This window comes from Streptomyces sp. NRRL WC-3549 (genome assembly GCF_000721935.1).
Classification (GTDB): domain Bacteria; phylum Actinomycetota; class Actinomycetes; order Streptomycetales; family Streptomycetaceae; genus Streptomyces.
On record NZ_KL585448.1, the window covers coordinates 7,510 to 14,640 of the forward strand.

A 7,131-nucleotide genomic window follows, 5' to 3' on the forward strand; every position below is an offset into this window, starting at 1 on the left:
GCCCGGTCATGGTGTTGAGCCGGTTGCGCAGCTCCACAGCCGTGAGCGAGTCGAAGCCGGTCTCGAGGAAGCCCCGGGTGACGACGATGGCCGCAGCGGAACTGTGGCCCAGTACGTCGGCCATCGCGGTGCGCAGCATGTCGAGCAGGATGCCGGTGCGTTCCGCTCCTCCCGCCGCGGTGAGGCGCTCCTTGAGCGCGGTGGCGTTCTCGGCCGTCCGGCCGCTCTTCTCCGCCGTCCGCCTCGCGGGCAGGCGGATCAGACCACGCAGCAGCGGAGGCATCGCGTCGGCTCGGATCTGCGCGGTGTCGGTGCTCAGCCTGGCCGGCATGAGGGTCGGCCGGCCGGTCGTGCGGGCGAGGTCGAACAGGGCGATGCCCTGTTCCTGCGACAGTGGTACGAGTCCTGACCGGGCCATGCGGGCGATGTCGGCGGCGTCCATCCGGCCGGCCATGCCGCTTTCGGCCCACGGCCCCCAGGCCAGGGCTGTCGCCGGCAGGCCGCGCGCGTGCCGGTGCTGGGCGAGGCCGTCCAGGAAGGCGTTCGCAGCGGCGTAGTTGGCCTGTCCAGGGCCGCCGAAGGTGCCTGCGGCGGAGGAGAAGAGGATGAATTCCGCGAGGTCCGACGCCTCGGTCAACTCGTGCAGGTTCCAGGCGGCGTCCACCTTGGGCCGCAGTACGGCCGCGAGCCGCTGCGGGGTCAGGGACGCCACGACCCCGTCGTCCACCACTCCGGCTGCATGGACGACCGAGGTCAGGGGGTGCGCTGCGGGGATGCCGCCGAGGACGCCCGCCAGGGCCTCCCGGTCGGCGGTGTCGCAGGCCGCGAAAGCGACGTTCACGCCCGCTTCCGTGAGCTCCGCGGCCAGTTCCCCGGCGCCCGGCGCGGCCGCACCACGGCGGCCGACCAGCAGCATGTGGCGCGCACCGCGCTCGGCGAGACGGCGCGCCACGAGACCGCCCAGCACTCCGCCGGCTCCGGTGACCAGGACCGTTCCGTCCGGGTCGACGTCGCCGGTTGTGGTGGGCTCGGTGGCCTCCACCCTGTTCAGACCTGGGATGTGGACCTGCCCGTTCCTCAAAGCCAGTTGGGGCTCTCCGGTGGCCACGGCGGTGGCGAGGTTGCGGGCCGACAGGGCGGTGTCGTCGAGGTCGGCCAGGACGAACCTGCCGGGTGCCTCCGACTGTACGGAGCGCAGCATGCCCCAGACCGCGGTCTGTGCGAGATCCGGTACGTCCTCGCCGTCGAGGGAGACCGCTCCACGTGTCGCGACGACCATCAGGACGTCGGTGAACCGCTCGTCGCCCAGCCAGTTCCGGACGGTGGCGAGGACCTCCGCCGTACGGTCGTGGGTGCGCTGCACGGTCGGTTCGGCCGCCGTCCGCGGCGCGAGGGACACCAGCACGGCCGGCGGCAGGAGCGCGGCTGCGAGGTCGTCCGTCCCGGGGAAGACGTCGATGCCGACCCCCGCCTCGGCGAGCCCGAGGTGGTCCGCCCCGAGCACCGCCCAACGGGCGTCCGGGAGCTCCAGGGAGAGGGGCGCGGCCGACCAGCCGAGGTGGAACAGCGAGTCGTGGTGCGTGGCCCGCCGTGCCCCGTCGAGCTGTGCGGTCGTGACGGTGCGCAGGACCAGGGACTCGATCGCGGCGACCGGTTCGCCGGACGGTCCGGCGAGGGTCAGCGAGACGCCGTCGGTGTCCTTGGGGGTGATCCGCACGCGCAGGGCATCGGCGCCGGCCGCGTACAGCGTCACGCCGTTCCAGGCGAACGGGAGGCGGTTGCGGCCCACGCTCTCGTCGTCGGTGGAGTCGTGCGACGTACTGAGCCCCATGGCGTGCAGGGCCGAGTCGAGGAGGGCCGGATGCAGACCGAACCGGCCGGCCCCGGGCTCCGTCGCCTCGGGCAGTGCCACCTCGGCGAAGACCTCGTCGCCGTGCCGCCATGCGGAGCGCAGGCCCTGGAAGACAGGCCCGTAGGCGTACCCGATCGACGTGAGGTGGTCGTAGAGACCCTCGACCGGTACGGCGACGGCGCCTTCGGGGGGCCAGACGGCGAGGTCGGCCGGCAGGTCAAGGTTCTCGGCAGCCGACAGGGAGCCACGCGGCTTCGGGGCCGCCGAGGCCACGCGAGTGGATCTCCAGCGTCCGGCGGCCGGACGCGTCGGCCGGTCCCACCCAAAGCTGGAGGGCGACGGCTCCCTCGTCGGGCAGGACGAGCGGGGCCTCGATGACGAGTTCGTCGACGTGGCCGCAGCCGACTTCGTCGCCGGCCTTGACGGCCAGTTCGACGAAAGCGGTACCCGGCACCAGCACGGTGCCCAGGACGGTGTGGTCGGCGAGCCAGGGGTGGCTGTCCAGCGCGAGACGGCCGGTGAACAGGTAGGCGTCGCTGTGACCGATCTGTACCGCCGCACCCAGCAGGGGGTGGTCGGCGGGGTCGAGGCCTGCCGAGCGTACGTCCCCTGCCGCGCCGTCGCCCCGGAGCCAGTAGTTGCGGTGCTGGAAGGCGTAGGTGGGCAGAGTGATGTTCCGGGCTTCGCTGCCTGCGAAGTACCGCGGCCAGTCGACGGACGCGCCGCGTACGTGGAGTGCGGCGAGGGCGTTCAGCAGGGTCCGGGGCTCGGGGCGGTCGGCACGCAGCGCCGGTACGAAGACCGCGTCCCCGTCGGTGGCACAGTCCTGGGCCATCGCGGAGAGCACACCGTCGGGGCCCAGCTCCAGGTAGGCCGTCACCCCCTGTTCCTGGAGGGTGCGTACGCCGTCCAGGAAGCGGACCGTCCCCCTCACGTGGCGCACCCAGTACTCGGGGTCCGTGATCTCTTCGGCGCTCAGCACGGTCCCGGTCACGTCGGAGACGACCGCGAGGGTGGGTTCGTGGAACGTGAGGCCTTCGGCGACCGTACGGAACTCCCCGAGCACGGCGTCCATGTGCGGGGAGTGGAAGGCGTGGCTGACGCGCAGGCGCTTCGTCTTGCGGCCCTGGGCCTCGAAGTGCTCGGCGATCTCCAGTACGCCGGCTTCGTCGCCCGAGACGACCGTCGACCGGGGCCCGTTGAGCGCGGCGATCGCGACACCGTCGGTGAGCAGCGGCAGGACCTCGCCCTCCGCCGCCTGGAGCGAGACCATCGCGCCCCCTGTGGGCAGCCCGTCCATGAGCCGGCCCCGTGCCGCGACGAGCGTCGCCGCGTCCTCCAGCGAGAGCACTCCCGCCACGTGGGCGGCGGACAGCTCGCCGACCGAGTGTCCGAGCAGGTAGTCGGGTTCGACGCCCCACGAGGACATGAGCCGGTAGAGCGCCACTTCGAGCGCGAACAGTCCTGACTGGGTGTACAGCGTCCGGTCCAGCAGTTCACCGCCGTCGAACACCACGTCGCGGACGGGCAGGTCGAGGTGGCGGTCCAGCTGCGCGCAGACCGCGTCGAAGGCATCCGCGAACGTGGGATGCGCGTCGTACAGTTCGCGTCCCATTCCGGACCGCTGCGACCCCTGGCCGGAGAACAGCACCGCTGTCCTGCCGCGCGTCTCCGTCCCCCGTACGAGTCCGGGGGCGGTGCCGGTGACGGCGAGGGCGGTGAGCCCGTCGAGGAAGGCCTCCCTGTCGTCGGCGACGATCACCGCACGCCGTTCGTGCACGGAACGGGCGGTCGCCAGCGTGTGCGCGACGTCCAGGAGGTCGAGGTCCGGGTCGGCGAGTACCGCGTCGCGCAGCTGTGCCGCCTGGGCGCTCAGTGCCGCCTCGTCGCGTGCGGACACGGTCCAAGGCAGCGGTCCGTCGACGACGGGCGTGCGGGGTGCGGCGGCCGGCTCCGGTGCCTGCTCCAGGATGACGTGCGCGTTCGTACCGCTGACACCGAAGGAAGAGACGCCGCACCTGCGGGGGTGCCCGGTCTCCGGCCAGTCCCGCCGCTCTGTGAGCAGCTCCACGGCACCGGAGGACCAGTCGACGTGGGTGGACGGCTCGTCGACGTGCAGTGTCTGCGGCAGCACCCCGTGGCGCAGGGCCATCACCATCTTGATGATTCCTGCGACTCCGGCGGCGGCCTGGGTGTGGCCGATGTTGGACTTCAGGGAGCCGAGCAGCAGGGGCCGGTCAGCCGGGCGGTCCTGTCCGTACGTCGACAGCACGGCCTGCGCCTCTATGGGGTCGCCGAGTGTCGTGCCCGTGCCGTGCGCCTCCACGGCGTCGATCCGGTCGGCTGTCAGACCGGCGTTGGCGAGTGCCTGCCGGATGACGCGTCGCTGTGCGGGGCCGTTGGGGGCGCTGAGGCCGTTGCTCGCACCGTCCTGGTTGATGGCACTGCCCCTGACGACTGCCAGGATCCGGTGGCCGTTGCGTTCGGCGTCGGACCGGCGCTCCAGCAGCAGGATGCCGACGCCTTCGCCCCAGCCTGTGCCGTCCGCCGCCTCGGCGAACGCCTTGCAGCGGCCGCTGGAGGACAGTCCGCCCTGCCTGCTGAACTCGGCGAACACGGCCGGGGTGGCCATCACCGCGGCGCCGCCCACCAGGGCCATCGAGCACTCGCCCTGGCCGAGGGACTGCGCGGCGAGGTGCAGGGCCACCATGGAGGACGAACACGCGGTGTCGATGGTGACGGCGGGGCCCTCGAGCCCGAGCGAGTACGCGATCCGGCCGGAGAGGACCGCGGTGGCGGTCCCCGTCAGCAGATAGCCCTCGACGCCCTCCGGCGGCTGGTGGACATCGCTGGCGTATCCCTGCGAGGAGGCGCCGACGAAGACACCGGTGCGGGTCCCCCGCGCGGACGCCGGTGCGATACCGGCGCGTTCGAACGCCTCCCACGACGTCTCCAGCAGCAGTCGCTGCTGCGGGTCCATGGCCAGTGCCTCACGCGGCGATATGCCGAAGAAGTCGGCGTCGAACCCGCCGGCCCCGTGGAGGAAACCACCGGCGGGCGTGAACGCCGGAGCGCTTCCGTCGTCGGCACCACGCCCCCAGCCCCGGTCGACGGGGAAACCCGAGATCGCGTCGGTACCGGTGACCGCGAGGTCCCAGAGCTGTTCCGGCGTCCGGACGTCCCCGGGGAAGCGGCAGCCCATACCCACGATCACGATGGGGTCGTCGTCGAGGACGGTGACGGCAGGGGAACCGGTGACCGACTCGTCGCCCTGGCCGGAGGACTCGGCGAGGAGGTGCCCGGCCAGTGCTCCCGCGGTCGGGTAGTCGAAGACCACGGTGGTGGGCAGCCGCAGTCCGGTGGCACCGTTGAGCCGGTTGCGCACCTCCACGGCGGTCAGCGAGTCGAAGCCCAGCTCGCGGAACGCGCGGTTGGCGTCCACCGCCGCCGCGTCGGTGAAGCCGAGCACGGAAGCGGCCTCGCCCCGCACCAACTCCATTACGAAGGCAGGGCGTTCGTTCTCCGGCAGCTCGGCGAGACGCTGCTGGAACGCGGAGAGATCGCCCATTCCCGCAGCCTCGGTCTCGGCCGCCTCCGCCAGCACACGGCGTACCTCCGGCAGGTTCTCCAGGAGAGGGCTGGGCCGGGTCACGGTGAACGTGGGCGCGAACCGCTCCCACCGCACGTCCGCCACGGTCAGCATCGTCTCGCCGGAGGCCACCGCTTCCTGCATCGCGTCGATGGCCAGCTGCGGGTCCATCGCCGGCAGACCGCGCCTGTTCAGGATCTCCTCCGCCGATCCCCTGGCCATACCGCCGCCGCCCCAGGCACCCCACGACATCGCGGTGGCCGCCAGCCCGGCGGCCTTCCGCTGCTGGGCGAGGGCGTCGAGGTAGGCGTTGGCCGCGCCGTACGCGCCCTGGCCGCCACTGCCCCAGACGCCGGAGATCGAGGAGAACAGGATGAACGCGTCGAGCTGCTCGTCGCCGAAGACCTCGTGCAGGTGGGCCGCGCCGAGGACCTTCGCTTGGAGCACAGCGGCGTATTCGGCGGGGCTCGTCTCGGTGATGACGCTGAGCTGGCCGACACCCGCGGCGTGCACGACGGCCGTGACCCGGTCACCCGCATCGCGCAGCGCACGCACCGTCGCGGCGAGCGCGTCACGGTCGGCGACGTCGCACGCGGCAAGTGTCACCCGGGCGCCCAGGGCCGTCAGTTCTTCCTTCAGGTCCGGCGCGCCGGGAGCGTCGGCACCTCGGCGGCTGGTGAGTACGACGTGCTCGGCACCCTCACCGATGAGCCTGCGGGCGATGAACGAACCGAGGGCGCCGGTACCACCAGTGATCAGTACGGTGCCCTGCGGGGTCCACTTCTTCCCTGCCGTGCCCGGAGCCGAGCGGCCGCGTTGCAGTCGGCGGCCGAAGGCGCCCGACGCCCGTACCGCGACCTGGTCCTCGGCGTCGCCGGTCAGTACGCCACAGATGCGGGTCCAGGCGCGGTCGTCCAGGATTGCAGGCAGGTCGATGAGACCGCCCCACCGGTCGGGGTGCTCCAGCGCGACCACTCGGCCGAAGCCCCAGTGCATCGCCTGGCCTGTGTGGACCGTGCCGTCGGAGCGGCCGACGGAGACCGCGCTTCGGGTGAGGCACCACAGGGGGGCGGACCGGCCCGCGTCACCGAGTGCCTTGACGAGTTCGACGTCGGCGGCGAGTCCCGCCGGGATCACCGGGTGCTCCGGGTCGGGCCCCGCGAGAATCGACAGCAGGGAGACGATCCCGGACGGATCGGGCACGCCGGCCAGCTGCGCGGCAAGCGACTCGCGGTCCGCTCCTGCCGGAACGGTGAACACCGAGACGTCGGCACCGTGGCGTGTCAGTCCGCCCACGGTCTCGTGCACGGTCTCGTTGCCGGCATCTGACTCAGGTACGACGAGCAGCCAGGTCCCGGACAGGGAAGCGGTCGGCAGGGCGGTCAGCGGCTGCCAGGTCACCCGGTAGCGCCAAGAATCCACGGTCGACTCGTCCCGTTGCCGGCGTCGCCAGGAGGACATGGCCGGCAGCACCGTGCCCAGCGCTGAGCGCGAGGCGCCGTCCAGCTCCAGATCGGCCGCCAGTGCATCCGCGTCGCCGCGTTCGACGACGTCCCAGAACCGGGCGTCCAGCGGATCGCCTTCGCGGGACGAGACGGAGGCCGTCTGCGCTTCGGGCCAGAACTTCTGATGCTGGAAGGGGTACGTCGGCAGGTCGACGTGCTGAGCTCCGGAGCCGGCGAACAGGGCC

At 72.4% G+C, this 7,131-nt stretch carries 2 protein-coding genes; both read right to left on the reverse strand.

The window, feature by feature from the left end; translation table 11 throughout:
* A partial coding sequence (locus IH13_RS39960; protein ID WP_158791479.1) for a type I polyketide synthase occupies window positions 1-2,125 on the reverse strand: 2,125 nt, incomplete at its 3' end.
* On the reverse strand, window positions 2,070-7,131 hold a 5,062-nt coding region (locus tag IH13_RS39290), incomplete at its 5' end, for a type I polyketide synthase (protein ID WP_158791481.1). The genes IH13_RS39960 and IH13_RS39290, both read right to left, overlap by 56 nt.